Origin of the sequence: Pseudomonas sp. FP2338, from assembly GCF_030687515.1 — a bacterium.
GTDB classification, from domain to species: Bacteria; Pseudomonadota; Gammaproteobacteria; order Pseudomonadales; family Pseudomonadaceae; genus Aquipseudomonas; species Aquipseudomonas salomonii.
Genome location: NZ_CP117436.1, coordinates 2,599,870 through 2,618,246, shown reverse-complemented (window position 1 = coordinate 2,618,246; position 18,377 = coordinate 2,599,870). Strand labels below are relative to the sequence as shown.

9 protein-coding genes are annotated in these 18,377 nt (G+C 62.3%); 2 read left to right on the top strand and 7 right to left on the bottom strand.

Annotated features, from left to right (window positions below; genetic code table 11):
- Positions 1-114: 114 nt before the first annotated feature.
- Both PSH96_RS12040 and PSH96_RS12035 read right to left on the bottom strand, forming a co-directional pair.
- On the bottom strand, positions 115-2,751 hold the full coding sequence (locus PSH96_RS12040) for a glucosidase (RefSeq protein WP_305459450.1): 2,637 nt from the start codon (positions 2,749-2,751) through the stop codon (positions 115-117).
- Positions 2,752-2,882: 131 nt separating this feature from the next.
- Complete coding sequence (locus PSH96_RS12035) at positions 2,883-4,292, bottom strand: OprD family outer membrane porin (protein ID WP_305459449.1); 1,410 nt, start codon at positions 4,290-4,292, stop codon at positions 2,883-2,885.
- Between the two features lie 288 nt (positions 4,293-4,580).
- On the opposite strand from PSH96_RS12035, the gene PSH96_RS12030 reads away from it, so the two are divergent.
- Positions 4,581-5,957 carry a VOC family protein gene (locus PSH96_RS12030; RefSeq protein ID WP_305459448.1) on the top strand — a complete coding sequence of 459 codons (1,377 nt, stop codon included), beginning with the start codon at positions 4,581-4,583 and terminating at the stop codon, positions 5,955-5,957.
- A 146-nt stretch (positions 5,958-6,103) separates the two neighbouring features.
- Here the strand turns inward: PSH96_RS12030 and PSH96_RS12025 are convergent, their stop codons facing one another.
- On the bottom strand, positions 6,104-6,328 hold the full coding sequence (locus tag PSH96_RS12025) for a DUF465 domain-containing protein (protein ID WP_305459447.1): 225 nt from the start codon (positions 6,326-6,328) through the stop codon (positions 6,104-6,106).
- Positions 6,329-6,502: 174 nt separating this feature from the next.
- On the opposite strand from PSH96_RS12025, the gene tkt reads away from it, so the two are divergent.
- Positions 6,503-8,566, top strand: a complete 2,064-nt coding sequence (tkt, locus tag PSH96_RS12020; RefSeq protein ID WP_305459446.1) for a transketolase — start codon at positions 6,503-6,505, stop codon at positions 8,564-8,566.
- Positions 8,567-9,556: 990 nt separating this feature from the next.
- On the opposite strand, the gene uvrA is transcribed toward tkt, so the two are convergent.
- From uvrA to PSH96_RS12000, 4 genes are all read right to left on the bottom strand, one after another.
- Positions 9,557-12,076, bottom strand: a complete 2,520-nt coding sequence (gene uvrA, locus PSH96_RS12015; protein ID WP_305459445.1) for an excinuclease ABC subunit UvrA — start codon at positions 12,074-12,076, stop codon at positions 9,557-9,559.
- On the bottom strand, positions 12,073-13,785 hold the full coding sequence (locus PSH96_RS12010; RefSeq protein WP_305459444.1) for an ATP-binding protein: 1,713 nt from the start codon (positions 13,783-13,785) through the stop codon (positions 12,073-12,075). The genes uvrA and PSH96_RS12010 overlap by 4 nt, the downstream gene beginning before the upstream one ends.
- Before the next feature lie 110 nt (positions 13,786-13,895).
- Positions 13,896-16,967 (bottom strand): error-prone DNA polymerase, encoded by a 3,072-nt coding sequence (locus tag PSH96_RS12005; protein WP_305459443.1) that lies wholly within the window; start codon positions 16,965-16,967, stop codon positions 13,896-13,898.
- The gene (locus PSH96_RS12000) at positions 16,964-18,376 is read right to left on the bottom strand and encodes a DNA polymerase Y family protein (RefSeq protein ID WP_305459442.1); all 1,413 of its coding nucleotides are present in this window, start codon (positions 18,374-18,376) and stop codon (positions 16,964-16,966) included. Before PSH96_RS12000 ends, PSH96_RS12005 begins: the two co-directional genes overlap by 4 nt.
- Between the last annotated feature and the right edge of the window lies 1 nt (position 18,377).

Below are 18,377 nucleotides of genomic sequence, written 5' to 3'. Positions count from 1 at the left end.
GCTTGTCGAATCGTCGCACCGCTGCGATGCAGACACCTCGGTACATCGGGCACACCGAGTTGAGGCCATCGCAGGCAAGCCAGCTCCCACAGAAAAGCAGAGCAGTGGTGTGGCTTAGCTTTTGGGCTGCAGCAACAACGCCACCAACGCACTCCATCCCGTCTGATGCGACGCCCCCAGGCCACGCCCGGTCTCGCCGTGGAAATACTCATGAAACAACAGCAGATCGCGACTGGCCGGGTCCGCTTCCAATTGCGCGTACCCCGCCATCGAAGGGCGCAGGCCATTTTCATCGCGTAAAAACAAACCGGTCAGGCGCTGGCTGAGGCTGTCGGCCACCTCCTCAAGGGACGCCAGATAACCGCTGCCCGTGGGGTACTCCACCGAGAAGTTATCCGCGTAGTAGCGGTGAAACTCGCGCAGCGATTCGATCAGCATGTAGTTCACCGGCATCCACAGCGGCCCGCGCCAATTGGAGTTGCCGCCGTACAAACGTGAGTCGGACTCGCCAGGCTGGTAGCGCGCACACAGGGTGTCGCCATTCATCTTCAGCGCCAATGGCTGTTCGGCAAAGGCCTTGGATAACGAGCGCACGCCAAACGTCGACAAAAACTCATGGTCATCGAGCATGCGCCGCAGCAGGTCCTTGGTGCGCTCGCCGCGCAGCAAGGCGAGCAACAGACGGTTGCCCTGCCCCGGTTCGTTCCAGCGCGACACCAGCTTGGCCAGGTCCGGCCGGTGTTTCATAAAACCCAGCAGTCGCTCACGCAGGCCTTGCAGCCCTTCGTGCTCGCGCTGCTCCAGTACCAACACGGCAAACAAAGGCATCAGGCCGACGATGGAGCGCAGGCGCACCGGCTCGTTCTGGCCGTCCGGGCGGTGCAGCACATCGTAGAAGAACTGGTCCTGCTCATCCCACAAGCCTTCGGCGCTGTCGTCGACGCGGTTGATCGCGCCGGCGATGTAGAGGAAGTGCTCAAAGAACTTCACCGCGATATCCACGTACACCCCATTGCGCTTGGCCAGCTCCAGGCCGATGCGCATCAGGTCCAGGGCATACGCCGCGACCCACGCGGTGCCGTCGGCCTGATCCAGCTGGTAGCCGGGCGGCAAGGTGGCAGAGCGGTCGAACAAGGCGATGTTGTCCAGGCCCAGGAAGCCGCCCTGGAACAGGTTGCGGCCCTCGGCGTCCTTGCGGTTGACCCACCAGGAAAAATTCAGCAGCAGCTTGTGGAAAATCCGCTCGAGAAAGTCCATGTCGCCCATGCCGGTCAGCGCCTTGTCCTGCTGATACACGCGCCAACTGGCCCAGGCGTGTACCGGCGGGTTGGCGTCGTCGAAACGCCATTCATACGCCGGCAGTTGGCCATTGGGGTGCATAAAGCGATCTTTAACCAGCAACAACAACTGTTGCTTGGCATACCCCGGATCAATCAGCGCCATCGCCACGGCCTGGAAGCCCTGGTCCCAGGAGGCGTACCACGGGTACTCCCAGGTGTCGGGCATGGACAAAATGTCGAAGTTGGACAGGTGCCGCCAATGGGTATTGCGGATATGCAGGCGTTCGGGCGGCGGCGCGGGTTGGGCCGGGTCGCCGTCGAGCCACTGGTTTACATCAAAGTAGTAGAGCTGCTTGGACCACAGCAACCCGGCCAGGGCCTGGCGCTGCACATTGCGCGCGTCATCATCGGCAATGCCTTGCTGCAAGGCGGCGTAGAAGTCGTCCGCCTCTTGGCGGCGCAGCTCGAACAACTTGCGTGCATTGACCTCGGGCGCGTCCACCGGCGCAAACCGCAGGTACAGGGTCTTGCTCTCCTGGCCCGCCAGTTCGAGGCTGAAACGCGCGGCGACCTTGGTGCCCGTGTCGCGGCGAATTGCCGAGTCTGCGCCGCCCACCACGTAGTCGTTGATGCCATCCTTGAACGGCCCCGGCGCCGGTTGCCCATCGAGCTTGGGGAAGTTGCTTTCGTTTTCGCAGAACAGCCACTCCAGGCCGTCCTGGCCCCAGGCGCTGAGGTGGCGGTCGGTCAACTCATGATGCCGGGCCAGCACCCGTTCACCGTCCAGGCGCAACTGCGGCTTGGGCGCGTCCAAGGTCCAGCTCCAGTCATTGCGCGCCCACAGTTGGGGCAGCACCTGCACGCGCGTCGGCTGGTCTGCGCGGTTGTGCACGGTGACGCGCATGAAAATATCGTCGGGCTGATGCTTGGCGTATTCGACCGTTACATCACAGTAGCGGTTGTCTTCGAATACGCCGGTGTCGAGCACTTCGTACTCGGCATCCTCAAGCCCACGGCGGGCGTTTTCGGCGAGCAGGTCGGCATAGGGGAACGCCGCATGCGGGTATTTGTAGAGCATGCGCATATAGGCATGGCTGGGCACGCCGTCGACAAAAAAGTACAGCTCCTTGACGTCTTCGCCGTGGTTGCCCTCGGCGTTGTTGAGGCCGAACAGGCGCTCCTTGAGGATGCTGTCACGCTCGTTCCACAACGCCAAACCCAGGCACCAGCGCTGCGCCTTGTCGCTGAAACCCGCCAGGCCGTCCTCGCCCCAACGGTAGGCGCGGCTGCGGGCGTGTTCGTGGGGGAAGTAGGCCCAGGCATCGCCATCGGCGCTGTAGTCTTCGCGCACTGTGCCCCATTGGCGTTCACTTAAATACGGGCCCCACTCGCGCCAGTGCTCAGCGTCCTGGGCGGCCAGGCGCTGGCCTTCAATAGTTGCAAGGATGTTGGTTGCGGGCGTGGCCGTCATTGGGTCCTCCATCACTGACACAGTGGGGGCAGTGTAAAACCCATCCGTGCGCGGATGCACATGAAGTCGTGTTCGCGCGCGCAAAAAAAGAGGCCGCTGTTCAGGCGGCCTCCGTTTGTGGCGACGCGAGCTTAGAAGATCGCGTAGGTGTAGTTGAAGATCAGGCGCGTCTGGTCCTGGTCCGCAGTGCCGGTGTTGTGACCTTTGTAAGTACCGGTACGGAAGGTGGTGCCGAAGCCTTTGAGCGGGCCTTGCTGCACCACGTAGTCCAGGCGGAAGTCGGTTTCGTTTTCTTTTTGATCCGACCCACCGGCCACTTTGGACTTGATGCCCGTGCCGTCCAGGTACGCCACGGAGGCTTTCAAGCCGGGTACAAAGGCCTTGAAGTCATAGGAGTACTGGCCAAAATTGACCTGCTCGCCCGCGCGGGAGAACTGGCCCACCACGGCGTCGGTGAACAGGTAGAAGTCGCTGCCGCCCGCGCCTTGTGCGTTTGGATCAGCGATGCTGCCCTGGTTGACCCAGACGAAGCCGCCGTCATCGCTCACACCGATGTGACCGAGCATCAAGCTGCTGCCGCCCAACTGGTAGGTGAACGCGGCGCTGTAGGTTTTGTTGTCCACTTCGCCGGCGTGCTTGGCGTAGCCGCCGTTGTTGTTGAACTGGTAGCCGGCTTCGCCATTTTTGCCGTCGCTGGTGCTGTCGAAGTAACGCAGGTCAGTCTTGAACGACTGGTCGTTGCCCAATGGCAGCACGTGAACCAGGCCGAAGTAGTTCTGTTTGTAGAAGTCCTGCAGGTCGGCGTAGTAGTACTGCAGCGTCAGGTTTTTAGCGATGGCGTTGTCGGACGAGCCAAACGGTTTGTAGTCCACACCGCCGAACTTGAAGCTGTCGCTGTCGCGGGTACCGCCGGCAACGCTCAAGCCCGTGGCGTTGCTGGAAGCACGGCCTTCGGCACGGTTGAGCTCACCACCGGTGAAGGTCACGTTGGGGATGTCGTTGGAGGTCAGGATGCCGCCGTCAAAGGTCTGCGGCGCCACACGGCTGTCGTTGGAGACCAGGATAGGCAACACCGGGGCCAAACCGCCACCGACGTGCAACTCGGTCTGGGAAATGCGGAACTTCACGTTACCCGCAGCGCGACCGAAACTGTCGGCGGGTTCGGTGCCGTTGTTTTTGGTCGGGAAAAAGCTGTTGCCGTTACCCGCCAGGCCCGGGCCTGCGGCGTGGCCGTCGCCACCGTCCAGACGCAAGGCGCCGAACGCCATCACGTCGAAACCGACGCCGAGGGTGCCTTGGGTGTAACCGGATTTGTAGTCAAAGCGCAGCAAAGTCGCGGCTTCGCGCAGATCGTTGTTGGTGCCCGAACGGTTGTCGGCGCTGTAATACATGGTCCGCGAACTGATAGCCGCATGGCTGTCTTCAAGAAAGCCGCTGTGACCCGTGCCCGTGCCCAGAGAACCGAGCCCGAAGTCATCAGCGCACGCGTGTTGCGCGAGCAACGCTGCGGTGATGGATAACGCCAGTGTAGAAATTTTCATGTGTAACGGCCCCTAAACATTTTTTTATGTGCGTTGTGTGCAAACGGCGTTTTCATCCCTACAAACGTAACGATTGTTTCATGAGGACCGGGGCGCGCCTCGTGAAGAATTAGTTAGGAAAGTAGCCGCGAAAATGAAATTTTCCTGGCGCTGATTTTTGTCATATTTGCGTCATTTCATTCATTTGCAGAATGAAGTCCTGAGGATTCTTCGTTTGCCAGCCCCCTTAAAGCCCAACAGAATCCAGAGAAAGGCCGCACCCTCACCACCGTGTTCAGGAATTTTTCTATGCCAGGCGCCGCGTATGTCAGCCCCGACGAGATTCGCAAAGACTTTTCCAGGGCCATGTCCGACATGTACCGAGATGAAGTTCCGCTTTACGGCGCGCTGATGGCGCTGGTGGCCGAGACCAATACGCGGGTGCTGGAGAGTGATTCCGGCCTGGCCAAACACTTGCAACGCACCGGTGAAATGGATCGCCTGGCCATGGAGCGCCACGGCGCCATCCGCCTGGGCACCGCCCATGAGCTGGCCACTATCGGCCGTCTGTTTGCGGTGATGGGCATGCAGCCGGTGGGCTATTACGACCTCACACCCGCCGGCGTGCCGGTGCATTCCACGGCCTTTCGCGCCGTGCATGAACAGGCGCTGCAGGCCAGCCCGTTCCGCGTCTTTACGTCCCTGCTACGTCTGGAATTGATCGAAAACCTCGAGCTGCGCGCCTTCGCTGAAAGCGCCTTGGCCAAACGCTCGATTTTCTCCCCTGGCGCCTTGGCGCTGATCGAGCAAGCCGAACGCGACGGCGGCCTCAACGCCGCGGATGCCCAAGTGTTTATCCGCGAGGCTCTGGAAACCTTTCGCTGGCACCACACCGCCACCGTGACCGGCGCCCAATACCAGCAATTGAGCGACCAGCATCGCCTGATCGCCGACGTGGTGGCGTTCAAAGGCCCACACATTAATCACCTGACGCCGCGTACCCTGGACATCGACCAGGTACAGGCCGCGATGCCCGGCAAAGGCATCACGCCCAAAGCCGTTATCGAAGGCCCACCACGTCGCCAGTGCCCTATCCTGCTGCGTCAGACCAGCTTCAAGGCGCTCGACGAGCCCATCGCGTTTACCGACGCAAAAGGCAGCCACAGCGCGCGTTTCGGCGAAATAGAACAACGGGGTGTGGCGTTGACGCCAAAGGGTCGCGCCCTGTACGACCAGTTGCTGAACGCGGCGCGCGACGAACTGGGCGCCTTCCCGAATGAGGGCAACGCTGCACGTTACGTCGAATTGATGGCGCAACACTTCCAGGCCTTCCCCGATAACCACGCGCAGATGCGTGAACAGGGCCTGGCGTATTTCCGCTACTTCGTCACCGAGCAAGGCTTGGCGGCACGCGGCCAGGCTAATCAGCCGCAAACGTTGGAGGCCTTGATGGCATCTGGGCACGTGGCGGTGGAGCCTTTGGTGTATGAGGATTTTCTGCCGGTGAGTGCGGCGGGGATTTTCCAGTCGAACCTGGGCGATGCCGCGCAAAGTCACTACACAGCCCATTCGAACCAGGCTCAATTCGAGCAGGCACTGGGCCGTCGGACGATTGATGAATTGAAGCTGTATGCCGAGACGCAGCAGCGCTCCATGGATGAATGCATCCAGGCGCTGCGTGCATGAGATAGGATGCCCGCCCGGCTCAGCAGCGCAATCCTTGCGCCGCAACAGTCCCCAGAGCCGGGTGGACGGCCGGCATCATAAGCAGTGAAACGCCGGCTGTCGCTTAGACAATTCTGAACAAATATGTCCGCGTCCTGTAGGACGTTTTATTGCAGCAAGTCCCTGATCTCGTCTTTAACCAACAGGCGTTTATCCTTCAGCTTCTTCAACACCTCATCACTACCGGATGCCTTTTCGGCGCTCACCACCTGCTCATCGACGGTGTTGTACTTATCAAACAGCGCGTTCAAATGGGGATTTTTCGCCCGACGCCCGTCGACCTCTTCCTTGCTCAAACCCAAATCCTGATACAGGTCGTGTTTCACTGGCATGGAGTACCTCCGCAAGTTGATCAATGGCCTACGCCTTGAAACTAGCCCATTCCAAGGGGTCTTGTCATGTCTTGGGTCAAGGCGGTCCCGTTCGTCGTAATGCGCACGATGGGATCAAACCTTTGCCGTGCCCTGCCCTCCACTGTAGATCGCCACCCGAGGGAGAACGGTTTCATGACTCACGCTGCCACTGCTGTCGACACCCAATGCATCAACACTATTCGTACCCTGGCCATGGACGCCGTGCAAAAGGCCAACTCCGGCCACCCCGGCACGCCCATGGGCCTGGCACCGGTGGGCTACACGCTGTGGAGCCGCTTCCTGCGTTACCACCCCGAACACCCGGATTGGCCTAACCGCGACCGCTTTGTGTTGTCGGTGGGGCACGCCTCGATGCTGTTGTATTCGCTGCTGCACCTGGCCGGTGTGGTTGAGATTGATGCCCACGGCAAGCGCTCCGGCCAGCCGGCGATCAGCCTGGACGACATCAAGCAATTCCGGCAGATGAGTTCCAAGACCCCCGGCCACCCCGAGTACCGCATGACCACCGGCGTGGAAACCACCACCGGCCCGCTGGGCCAGGGCTGCGCCAACAGCGTCGGCATGGCCATGGCCGAGCGCTGGCTGGGCAAGCGCTTTAACCGCGACGGCGAGGTGCTGTTCGACTACAACGTCTACACCCTGTGCGGTGATGGCGACATGATGGAAGGCATCAGCAGCGAAGCGGCGTCGATGGCCGGGCACTTGAAGCTCGATAACCTGTGCTGGATCTACGACAACAACACCATCAGCATCGAAGGCCACACCGAGCTGGCGTTCAGCGAAGACGTGATCAAGCGCTTCCAGGCCTATGGCTGGCACACCTTGCACGTTACCGATGCCAACGACCTGCAAGCCCTGAGCGCAGCGTTGGAAACCTTCCAGGCCAACACCGGCGCGCCGACCCTGATTGTGGTCGACAGCGTGATCGGCTACGGCTCACCGCACAAACACAACACCGCCGCCGCCCATGGCGAGCCATTGGGCGACGAAGAAATCCGCCTGACCAAAGAGGCCTACGGCTGGCCGCAGGATTCCAGCTTCCTGGTGCCCGACGACGCCCGCACGGTGCTGCGCGATGCGCTGCTGGAACGCAGCCAGCCGCTGTATGAAACCTGGCAGCAACACTTGGCGCAGCTGGAGCAGTACGAACCGGAACTGGCCGATGAATTGCACCGCATGCGCGCCGGCGAAATGCCGAAGCACTGGCAGGACGAATTGCCCCACTTCGACACCGACGCCAAGGGCGTGGCCAGCCGCGCCGCCGGCGGCGAGGTGCTGAATGCCTTCGCGCAACAAATCCCCTGGCTGCTGGGCGGCTCGGCGGACCTGTCGCCCTCGACCAAGACCAACCTCACCTTCGACGGCGCCGGGCGTTTCAGTGCCGATGACTACAGCGGGCGCAACCTGCACTTCGGCATCCGCGAACACGCCATGGGTGCGATTGCCAATGGCATGGCGCTGTCCTACCTGCGGCCGTACACCTCGACCTTCCTGGTGTTCAGCGACTACATGAAACCACCGATCCGCCTGGCGGCGATCATGGAATTGCCGGTGGTGTTTGTGTTTACCCATGACTCGATTGGCGTAGGTGAAGACGGCCCGACGCACCAGCCCATCGAACACCTGACACAACTGCGCGCCACGCCAGGGTTGCTGACCCTGCGCCCAGGCGATGCCAACGAAACGCTGGAACTGTGGAAGGTGGCCCTGGCGCAAACCCATCGGCCGAGCTGCGTGGTGCTGTCGCGCCAGGCGCTGCCGACCTTGGATCGCACAAAATATGCGGCGGCGTCTGGGGCGGCCAAAGGCGCTTATGTGTTGGCGGGTGCTGATAAACCTCAGGTGCTGCTGTTGGCGACGGGCAGTGAAGTGAGCCTGGCGGTGGCGGCTTATGAGCAGTTGCAAGCTGAAGGCATTGCCGCTCAGGTTGTGTCGATGCCCAGCTGGGAATTGTTTGAAGACCAGGATCAGGCGTACCGCGACAGCGTCTTGCCGCCAGCGGTAAAAGCCCGCGTAGTGGTGGAACAGGCTGGGCCCCTGGGTTGGGACCGCTACGTCGGGCAGACCGGCGCTAAAGTGGTAATGAACAGCTTTGGCGCGTCGGCACCGCTGGCCAACTTGCAGGAGAAGTTCGGGTTTACGGTGGAGAATGTGGTGAAGCAGGCCAAGGAGCAGATTCGCCTGGCTGGGCGTTGAGGGGGCATATCCGTTATTTAGGTAACGGCGGCGTATGGTTCCGCCCTTACGGCGGGTCACTTTTACAAGGACCGGAATGCCGGCCCAGTCAAAAGTAACCAAAAAGTCCTCGCCCCAACACTCGGTGCCTCGCTGTGGCTCGGCATGCCCGCAATCCGACACTGATTTGGGGGGGCGATTTCAGATCAAGATCAAGATCACAAGCGCAGATCAAAAGACCGCTGACTTCGTCATCGAAAAGGATGTAAGGGCCACTGCAACAGCAACAGCAACAGCAACAGCAACAGCAGGAGCAAAGCCATACTCGGTCAAAGGTGGGAGCTGGCTTGCCTGCGATAGTATCAACTCGGTTTACCTGACACACCGAGGTGTCTGCATCGCAGGCAAGCCAGCTCCCACAGAAAAGCAGCTCTTCAGTGCATGCAAATCTGCAGTCAACCTCATATTCAAAACTGTATGGGGTCAACTGTGGGAGCGGGCTTGCTCGCGAATGCGGTGGGTCAGTCAATTCATCTATAACTGACATACTGCATTCGCGAGCAAGCCCGCTCCCACATTTAGACCGCGTTGCATCAGGTAGATAGGCTTTTGACTTGCACTTGATCTGGCTTTTGCTTCAACCACTCAGGTCGGCTTTCAGGCCGCCGTGCTGTAGATTTTGATTTTGATCTGAGGCGCCCCGTCAACCACGCTGGCCGAACGCAGGCTTGAATCCGTGGGCAACCCGGCAGGACGCCGGGTTAGCCGCGCTGGGCCAAGGATGGCCCATCGCGGCGGCCCACGGATTCAAGCCGGAGTGAGGGCACACCGAGCATTAGCGAGGTGCCGAGTGGTGGGGCACAGACCTTTTGGTTACTTTTGGGGCGTTTGCCAAAAGTGACCCGCCGTAAGGGCGGAACCCTAAGTAGCCGTTACCGCAGCAACGGATATGTACACCAACAAACCGCCATCGCAGGCAAGCCAGCTCCCACAATTAATCGGCGTTGAAACTTACACTAACTCCCGCGCCAAAAACGGTGCAGTACGGCTGGCTTTGCTTTTGGCGACCTTCTGCGGCGTACCATGAGCCACCACCTTCCCGCCCAAATCCCCAGCCCCCGGCCCAATATCAATCACCCAATCCCCCTGGGCCACCACGCGCATCTCATGCTCCACCACAACCACCGTGTGCCCCGCGTCCACCAGATGATTAAGCTGACTCAGCAAACGGTCCACATCCCGTGGATGCAAACCCGTAGTCGGCTCATCCAACACATACAACGTCGCGCCTCTGGCATTACGTTGCAACTCGGTCGCCAACTTGATCCGCTGCGCCTCACCGCCGGACAGCTCGGTCGCCGGCTGCCCCAGACGCAGATACCCCAAACCGATATCCCGCAACACTTGCAACGAACGCAACACCCCAGGCTGCTCGGCAAACACCTCGACCGCCTGCTCCACCGTCAACCCCAGCACCTGGGCGATGTTCAAACCTTGCCACTTGATCGCCAACGTCTCAGGGTTATAACGCGCCCCATGACACGTCGGGCACGGCGCATACACGCTGGGCATAAACAGCAACTCGACACTGACAAACCCTTCCCCCTCGCAATGGGGGCAACGGCCCTTGGCGACGTTGAACGAGAACTGCCCGGCATCGAAATGACGCTTCCTGGCCGCCGGCGTTGCCGCAAACAATTTGCGCACGTTATCGAACAACCCGGTGTAAGTCGCCAGATTGGAGCGCGGCGTGCGGCCAATGGGCTTCTGGTCCACCTGCACCAAACGTCGAATCTGTTCCAAACCGCTGCTGATCCGCCCGCCACTGCTTTGCGGGGCATCGTCTTCAAGGCTCGGTTCTTCGTCGCTTTCCAGCACACGGCCCAAGCCCGTGCCCACCAGTTCCAACAGCGCCTGGCTGACCAGGCTGGATTTGCCCGAACCGGAAATACCCGTCACCGCCGTAAAGCAACCCAGCGGGAAATCCACGCTCAGGTCCTTGAGGTTATTACGCGTCACGCCTTCAAGCTTCAGCCAGCCGGACGGCTCACGTCGCGTACGGCTGCAAGTGCGCCGCTCGGCGAACAAATACTCGCGCGTCTGCGATGCCTGCACATCGGCCAACCCGGCGGGCGGGCCGCTGTACAGCACTTGCCCGCCGTGCTCACCGGCAGCCGGGCCCACGTCGATCAGCCAGTCGGCGCGGCGCATGGTTTCCAGGTCATGTTCCACCACAAACAACGAATTGCCGGCGGCTTTCAAACGCTCAAGCGCAGTGAACAATGCTTCGCCATCCGCCGGGTGCAGGCCCGCCGAGGGCTCATCCAGCACATAGATCACGCCGAACAATTGCGAACCCAATTGGGTGGCCAGGCGCAGGCGCTGCAATTCCCCGGACGACAATGTGGGCGTGCTGCGCTCCAGGGACAGATAGCCCAGGCCCAGCTCGGTGAGGGTGCTGACCCGCTCCAGCAAGTCCTGGGCGATACGCTGGGCCGCCAGGCGTTTTTCCACCGACAGCTTCATCGTGTCCCGCCCCGCCGCCACCGGACGCAGCAGCTCGGCCAACTGCGCCAGCGACAGCTGCGACAGCGCGCCGATGTCCACCCCGGCAAACTTCACCGACAGCGCCGCCTTGTTCAAGCGCTTGCCCTCACACGCCGGGCAGGCGCTGCCCTGCATGAACTGCGACACGCGCTTTTTCATCAGGGCGCTTTGGGTGTGGCTGAAGGTGTGCAGGATATAGCGCCGCGCGCCACTGAACGTGCCCTGGTAGCTCGGTTCCAGCTTGCGTTTCAGCGCGTCGCGGGTCTGCTGCGGGGTGAAGCCTGCGTACACCGGCACGGTCGGGGTTTCTTCGGTGAACAGAATCCAGTCGCGCTGCTTTTTCGGCAGGTCGCGCCACGGGATGTCCACGTCATAGCCCAGGGTCACAAGGATGTCGCGCAGGTTCTGCCCCTGCCACGCCAAGGGCCAGGACGCCACCGCACGCTGGCGAATGGTCAAGGACGGATCGGGTACCATCAGCGCCTCGGTCACCTCATACACGCGGCCCAAACCGTGGCAGTGCGGGCAAGCGCCCTGGGGCAGGTTCGGTGAAAAGTCCTCGGCATACAGCATCGCCTGCCCCGGCGGATAACTGCCGGCACGCGAATACAGCATGCGGATCAGGCTCGACAAGGTGGTGACGCTGCCCACCGACGAGCGCGCACTCGGCGTACCGCGCTGCTGTTGCAGGGCCACGGCCGGTGGCAAGCCTTCGATAGCATCCACATCGGGCACGCCGACCTGGTCAATCAGGCGCCGCGCATAGGGCGCCACCGATTCAAAATAACGGCGCTGAGCCTCGGCATACACCGTGGAAAACGCCAGGGATGATTTGCCCGAACCCGATACGCCGGTAAACACCACCAGGGCATCCCGGGGAATGTCCACATCGACGTTACGCAGGTTGTGTTCGCGGGCGCCGCGCACACGCACAAAGCCTGGGCGCTGGGCAGTGATCGGGGGGATGTCGCGCTGTGACGTCATGGGCAACCTTGTCTGGCGGTGAGCACGCTGCGCACCCGTTGCGTGAGGGCTTCGGGGCTGTAGGGCTTGCTCAGCAGATGAATGTCGGGGCTCAGCAAATGCGTGCTGGAAAGAATGTCGCGGGTGTGGCCGGAAGTGAACAGCACCGCCACCGGCGGGTGCTGCACGCGGGCCCAGTCGGCCAGGTCGGTGCTTTTGACCCGGCCGGGCATCACCACGTCGGTAAAGATCAGGTCCGGGCGCACGTCGTTTTGCAGGGCCTGCATGGCCCGGTCGCCGTCTTCGGCGGTCAGTACGGTGTAGCCCGATTGCTGCAGCAACTCGACCACGGTCAGGCGCACGCCTTCGTTGTCCTCGACCACCAGGATGGTTTCCTGGCCGCCGCTGTGAGTCGCCTGCTCGGTGTCGACCTCACAACATTCGGGTTCCAGGCTGTGGGGGAAATACATCTGCACCACCGAGCCTTTGCCCTCCTCGCTCCACACCTCCACATGCCCGCCGCTTTGGCGCACAAAACCAAACACCATGCTCAAGCCCAGGCCGGTGCCGTGCCCTTCGCGCTTGGTGGTGAAGAACGGCTCGAACGCACGCTTGAGCACCTCCTGGGGCATGCCGACACCGGTGTCGGTCACCGCCAAACGCACGTATTCACCGGGTTTTATGCTTTTACCGATGCAATCGCCCGGGTTGAGGATGACGTTTTCCCCACTGATGCGAATCACGCCCTCGCCTTGCATGGCATCACGGGCATTGATCGCCAGGTTGAGCAGCGCGTTTTCCAGTTGGTTGCGGTCGACATTGATGCACCAGGAATCCTGGGGCAGTTGCACGTCGATATGAATGGTCTCACCCAACGCCCGTTGCAGCAGTTCGCCTAAACCGGCGTAGATACGTTGTGGGTTGTACACCGCCGGCGACAACGGCTGGCGACGCGCAAACGCCAACAGTTGCGAAGACAGCTTGGCGCCGCGCTCCACCGCCGCGATAGCCGCCGTGACCCGACGCTGCACCTGGGGGTTGTCCGGCTCGTGGCGGGCCAGCAGGTGCAGATTGCCGGCGATCACTTGCAGCAGGTTATTGAAGTCATGGGCCACGCCGCCGGTCAGGCCGCCGATGGCTTCAAGCTTCTGGGATTGGCGCAACTGGTCTTCGGCGGCGGAACGCGCTTGCACTTCGGCGGCGACGCGTTGCTCCAGGTTATGGGTGAGTTCCTGGCGCAGGCGCTCGGAATGCACATGCTCGGTGGTTTCCACCACAATCGCCAACACCCCGGCCGGCTGCTGATTGTCCCCGGCGACGGGGCTGTAATAGAGGTCCAGCCAGACGGTTTCCGGCTTGCCGTTACGCAACAACACCAGGTCTTTGTTGTTAAACGTCAAGGTGCCGCCCGCCAGGCAGGTGTCAACCACGTGGCGATTGAACTCGGCCACCTCCGGCCAGCCTAGCTCCACCGGCGTGCCGAGCAAGTACGGATGCCGGCCGCCGGCAAACACCGAATAGCTGTCGTTATAGATCATGTAGCCCGCCCGCCCCCACAGCATCACCATCGGCACGGGCGAGGCCAGCATCATTTGCACGTTGCAGGCCAGGCTGGCGCTCCAGGTGTCAATCGGGCCAAGATCCGTGGCGGACCAATCGAAAGCACGGATACGCTGGGCCATTTCACCGGACCAGCCTTCACAGCCATAGGGGTTGGATAAAAATTGCATCGGTTGGCTCTGTGCAAAGAGAGGGTATTTGCAACGTTTTGGAGCGCGCCAGCGGCAGATGGTTTCACTTGTTATAAGTTAGGAGGTAATGGCGGCAAAAACCACTGCCCTCAATGAAAATCCCGGCTGCGCACATGGATGCCTTCCAGCAGTGGCGTCAGGTCGGTCAGACGCCCGGCGATCAGGTGCCGCACCTCACCCACCGCCTCCCAGCGCCCGTCGACTTTGAGCAACCGCGAACCCACTAATGCTGGGCGCTGGCGTTCTGCCAGGTCGCGCCACACCACCACATTGAGGTTGCCGAATTCATCCTCCAACGTCACAAAGGTCACGCCACTGGCGGTGCCAGGGCGCTGACGCCCGGTCACCAGACCGGCGACGCTGACATTGCGCCCATGCTCTACCGCCATCAACTCCAAAGAGCTGCGGCAGCGGCGTTTGCGCAACTCATCACGCAGCAACGCCAGCGGATGCGGGCCCAGGGTGGTGCCGACAGTGGCGTAGTCGGCCTGCAGGTCTTCGCCAACCGTCGGCGCCGGCAATTGCACCGCCGCTTCGTCGGGGCTCGGCAGGCCCGCGAACAACCCCAACTGTTTATGCACGCCCGCCACTTCCCAGCGTGCCCTGTGCCGGTTGCCCGCCAACGCACGCAAGGCTCCGGCATCCGCCAGCAACGCCTGGGCCCGCGCATCCAGGCCGGCGCGGTCGTCCAGGTCGGCAATGTCGCTGAACACACGACGCTGGCGCGCCGCCTCGATGCGCCGCCCATCCTCCTCACGAAACCCCGAGATCATGCGCAAGCCCATGCGAATCGCCGGTTGCTGGCCGTCGACAGGCTCCAGGCTGCAATCCCAGTCACTGGCCAGCACGTCCACCGGGCGGATCTGCAAGCGATGGCGCCGCGCATCCTGCAGGATCTGGTCCGGGCTGTAGAAACCCATGGGCCAGCTGTTGATCAGGGCGCAGGCGAACGCCGCCGGTTCATGGCACTTGAGCCAGCAACTGGCGTAGGTCAGCAAGGCAAAACTGGCCGCATGGGACTCGGGGAAACCATAGCTGCCAAAGCCTTTGATCTGCTCGAAGATCTGCGCGGCAAATTCCTCGCTGTAGCCGTTCTTGAGCATGCCGGTGCGCAGGCGCTGCTGATGCGGTTCGAGGCCACCATGGCGTTTCCACGCGGCCATGGAGCGGCGCAACTGGTCGGCTTCGCCGGGGCCATAGTCGGCGGCGACCATGGCGATCTGCATCACCTGTTCCTGGAACAGCGGCACGCCCAAGGTGCGCTTCAGCACCGCCTCAAGTTCCGGCGATGGATAAGTGGTGGGCTCTTCGTTATTCCGGCGCCGCAGGTACGGATGCACCATGCCGCCCTGGATCGGCCCAGGCCGCACAATCGCCACCTCAATCACCAGGTCGTAGAAATTCTTCGGTTTGAGCCTGGGCAGCATCGACATCTGTGCCCGCGACTCGATCTGGAACACGCCGATGGTGTCGGCCTTGCTGATCATTGCGTAGGTTGCCGGGTCCTCCTTGGGGATCGTCGCCAACGCAAGATCGCGGTTGCGGTGACGGCGCAGCAAGTCGAAGCAGCGGCGGATCGCGCTGAGCATGCCCAACGCGAGGATATCCACTTTGAGCAGGCCGACGGCGTCGAGGTCGTCCTTGTCCCACTGGATAATGGTGCGCTCGGCCATGGCGGCATTTTCCACTGGCACCAGGGTGTCCAGCGGGTATTCGGAAATCACAAAACCGCCAGGGTGCTGGGACAAGTGCCGGGGGAAGCCGATCAGTTGTTGAGTCAATGTCAGCACACGCCGCAGGATCGGGCTTTGCGGGTCGAAGCCGCCTTCGCGCAGGCGTTCCAGCGGCGGCGCATCTTCACTCCAGCGTCCGCAACAGTCGGCCAGCGCGTTGATCTGGTCCGGCGGCAAACCGAGGGCCTTGGCCACATCACGCACCGCGCCGGACGCGTGATAACTGCTGACCACCGCCGTCAACGCCGCACGGGTGCGGCCGTAGCGTTGGAACACGTACTGCAGCACCTCTTCACGGCGTTCATGTTCGAAGTCCACGTCGATATCCGGCGGTTCATTGCGCTCCTTGGACAGGAAACGCTCGAACAGCATGCTCGTCAGGCTCGGGTCGATTTCGGTGATGCCCAAGGCAAAACACACCGCCGAGTTGGCCGCCGAACCCCGGCCCTGGCAAAGGATTGAACGGCTGCGGGCGAAGCGCACGATGTCGTGCACCGTCAAAAAGTAGCTTTCGTAGCCCAGTTCGCTGATCAAGCCCAATTCCTTATTGATCTGCTGCAAGGTCTTGGCGTCGACACCGTGTGGCCAGCGTTGGGCAATGCCTTCTTCAGTCACCGCGCGCAGCCAGGATTGGGCGTCATGGCCGGCGGGCACCAGCTCGCGTGGGTAGTGGTAGCGCAGCTGGCTGAGGTCAAAGGTGCAACGTTTCGCGATGGCCAGGGTTTCGTCGCGCAAGGCTTGCGGGTACAGCGCGGCCAACGCCTCGAGGCTGCGTAAATGTCGCTCGCCATTGGGGTGCAGGCGCGTGCCGGCTTCGGCCACCGGCACGTGATGGCGGATCGCGGTCATGGTGTCTTGCAAGGCGCGGCGACCCCGCGCGTGCATGTGCACATCGCCGCAAGCCACCGCCGGGATCTGCAGGCTGGCGGCCAGGGCCAGACGCTGTTGCAAATGGCGCGCATCGTCCTGGCCGCAGTGCAGGTGCACCGCCAGCCACAGGCGTTCGGCGAAGGTGTGTTGCAGCCATTGGAGGGTGGCCTGGGTGTCGCTGTCTTCGGCCACCCACAGCGCCAGCAGGCCGGGCATCGGTTGTTCGAAGTCGGCGTGCAACAGGCGGTAACGGCCTTTTTCGGCGCGGCGGCGAGCCAGGGTAATCAGCCGGCACAGGTGTTGATAGCCGCTGAGATCTTCGACCAGCAACACCAGTTTCGGGCCGTTTTCGATGCGCATCTCGCTGCCGATAATCAGCGGCAAATCCACCGCCTTCGCCGCCTGCCAGGCCCGCACGATGCCCGCCAAGGTGCATTCGTCGGTGATCGCCAGGGCGCTGTAGCCTTGGCGCTTGGCACGTTCGAACAGCTCCAGCGCACTGGACGCGCCGCGCTGGAAACTGAAATTGGACAGGCAATGCAGCTCGGCGTAGCTCATGCGAACCAGCCTTGCAGCCACAGCCCGTCGTTTTGCCCCACGCAGCGATAGGCCCAGCCTTGCTGGCCGGCACGGGTGCGGATCAGGTAATAGTCGCGGCGGATATCGGCGCCGTCCCACCAGCCGGATTCGATACGTTCCGGCCCCATCAGGATCTGCACGCCCTGCTCGGCCAGCAAGGTCGGTTCAGCCAGCAACCAGCCGGGGCGCTGCACCTTGTGCAAGGTCGGGCACGCACGGCTGTCGGCGCTCGCCTGCCAGGCACATTCGGGGCGATGGTCGGCGTGAAAGCGCAGGCTCTGTACGGCCTCATCGCCAAGCCGTGCGCGCAGGCGTTCGCGCAGTTGCTCCCAAGGCAAGGTTTGTTGTGGGCGATCGTCGAACAGGTCCTGGCGTTGCGGCACAAACGCCGGCAGGTCCTGGGCCACCAGGCGACAACCGCGCACCGGTGAGGTGACTTGCACTTGTTCCAGGCGACCACGGGCCAGTTCGAACAGCATCGACGGTTCACGCTCGGCGCTGAGCAGGCCGACCTTGATCACGCTGTCGGGCGCCTGGGCGTGTTCCAGGTGCAAGTCGAAGCGCTGCACGCCACTGTCGCGTCCACAGAGAAAGGCGGACAAGTCACCGGTCAGGCGCCGTAACGGGAACAACAACGCCTGATGGGATTGCACGTCGAAATTCAGCTCGATGCGCACGTCGAACTGATCCGGCGGCTGGTAAAACGCCAGGGCCAGTGGGCGCTGCCCGCTCAGGGCATCCAGGTGCTTGAGCAAGCCGGCGTCAAAGCGCCGCGCCAGGGTATGCCGAGGCAACGCCTGCACCTGGGCCAAAGTGCGCAAGCCCATACGCGACAAGGCCGTGGCCGCCTGCGGGTCAAGGCCGGCGCGGTCGATGGGCAGTGGCGCCAGCGCCTGCTGCAAGGCGTCCTCACCGATCGCCAAACCATCGTAAATATTCGCCAGCACCCGCGCCGCCGCCGGGTTGGGCGCGGCGACGATACGGTGGCGAAAACCCAATTCGCTCAACTCCTGACGCATGCGCGCCTCGAACTGCGGCCACGGCCCGAACAGGCCCAGGCTCGACTCGATCTCAAACAGCAACGCACGCGGGTAATACACGCTGACCTGGGAGCTGAAACGGTAGGCCCAGGCGGCGAGGAACTGCTGCCAACGCTCGATTTCGGCAGGGTCGTATTCGGCGCTGGCAAAGGTTTTGGCCAGGGCATGCGCGGCCGTCAGCGATTGACCTGGTCGCAGCCCCAAGGCCCGGGCAGCAGCATTGACGGTTTGCAGCACGCGACGCTGCGGAGTGCCGGCCAGCAGTACCAAGGGTTGGTCCGGCTCGGGGTGCACACGCTGCACCCCGTCCAGCGCCAATTGCGGGAAGACAATACACACCCAGCGCATG

Excerpts from the sequence above, each read along its gene's own strand:
- PSH96_RS12040 (WP_305459450.1), bottom strand. The coding sequence starts at position 2,751 with ATGACGGCCACGCCCGCAACCAACATCCTTGCAACTATTGAAGGCCAG.
- PSH96_RS12035 (WP_305459449.1), bottom strand. The coding sequence starts at position 4,292 with ATGAAAATTTCTACACTGGCGTTATCCATCACCGCAGCGTTGCTCGCG.
- PSH96_RS12030 (WP_305459448.1), top strand. The coding sequence starts at position 4,581 with ATGCCAGGCGCCGCGTATGTCAGCCCCGACGAGATTCGCAAAGACTTT.
- PSH96_RS12025 (WP_305459447.1), bottom strand. The coding sequence starts at position 6,328 with ATGCCAGTGAAACACGACCTGTATCAGGATTTGGGTTTGAGCAAGGAA.
- tkt (WP_305459446.1), top strand. The coding sequence starts at position 6,503 with ATGACTCACGCTGCCACTGCTGTCGACACCCAATGCATCAACACTATT.
- uvrA (WP_305459445.1), bottom strand. The coding sequence starts at position 12,076 with ATGACGTCACAGCGCGACATCCCCCCGATCACTGCCCAGCGCCCAGGC.
- PSH96_RS12010 (WP_305459444.1), bottom strand. The coding sequence starts at position 13,785 with ATGCAATTTTTATCCAACCCCTATGGCTGTGAAGGCTGGTCCGGTGAA.
- PSH96_RS12005 (WP_305459443.1), bottom strand. The coding sequence starts at position 16,967 with ATGAGCTACGCCGAGCTGCATTGCCTGTCCAATTTCAGTTTCCAGCGC.
- PSH96_RS12000 (WP_305459442.1), bottom strand. The coding sequence starts at position 18,376 with ATGCGCTGGGTGTGTATTGTCTTCCCGCAATTGGCGCTGGACGGGGTG.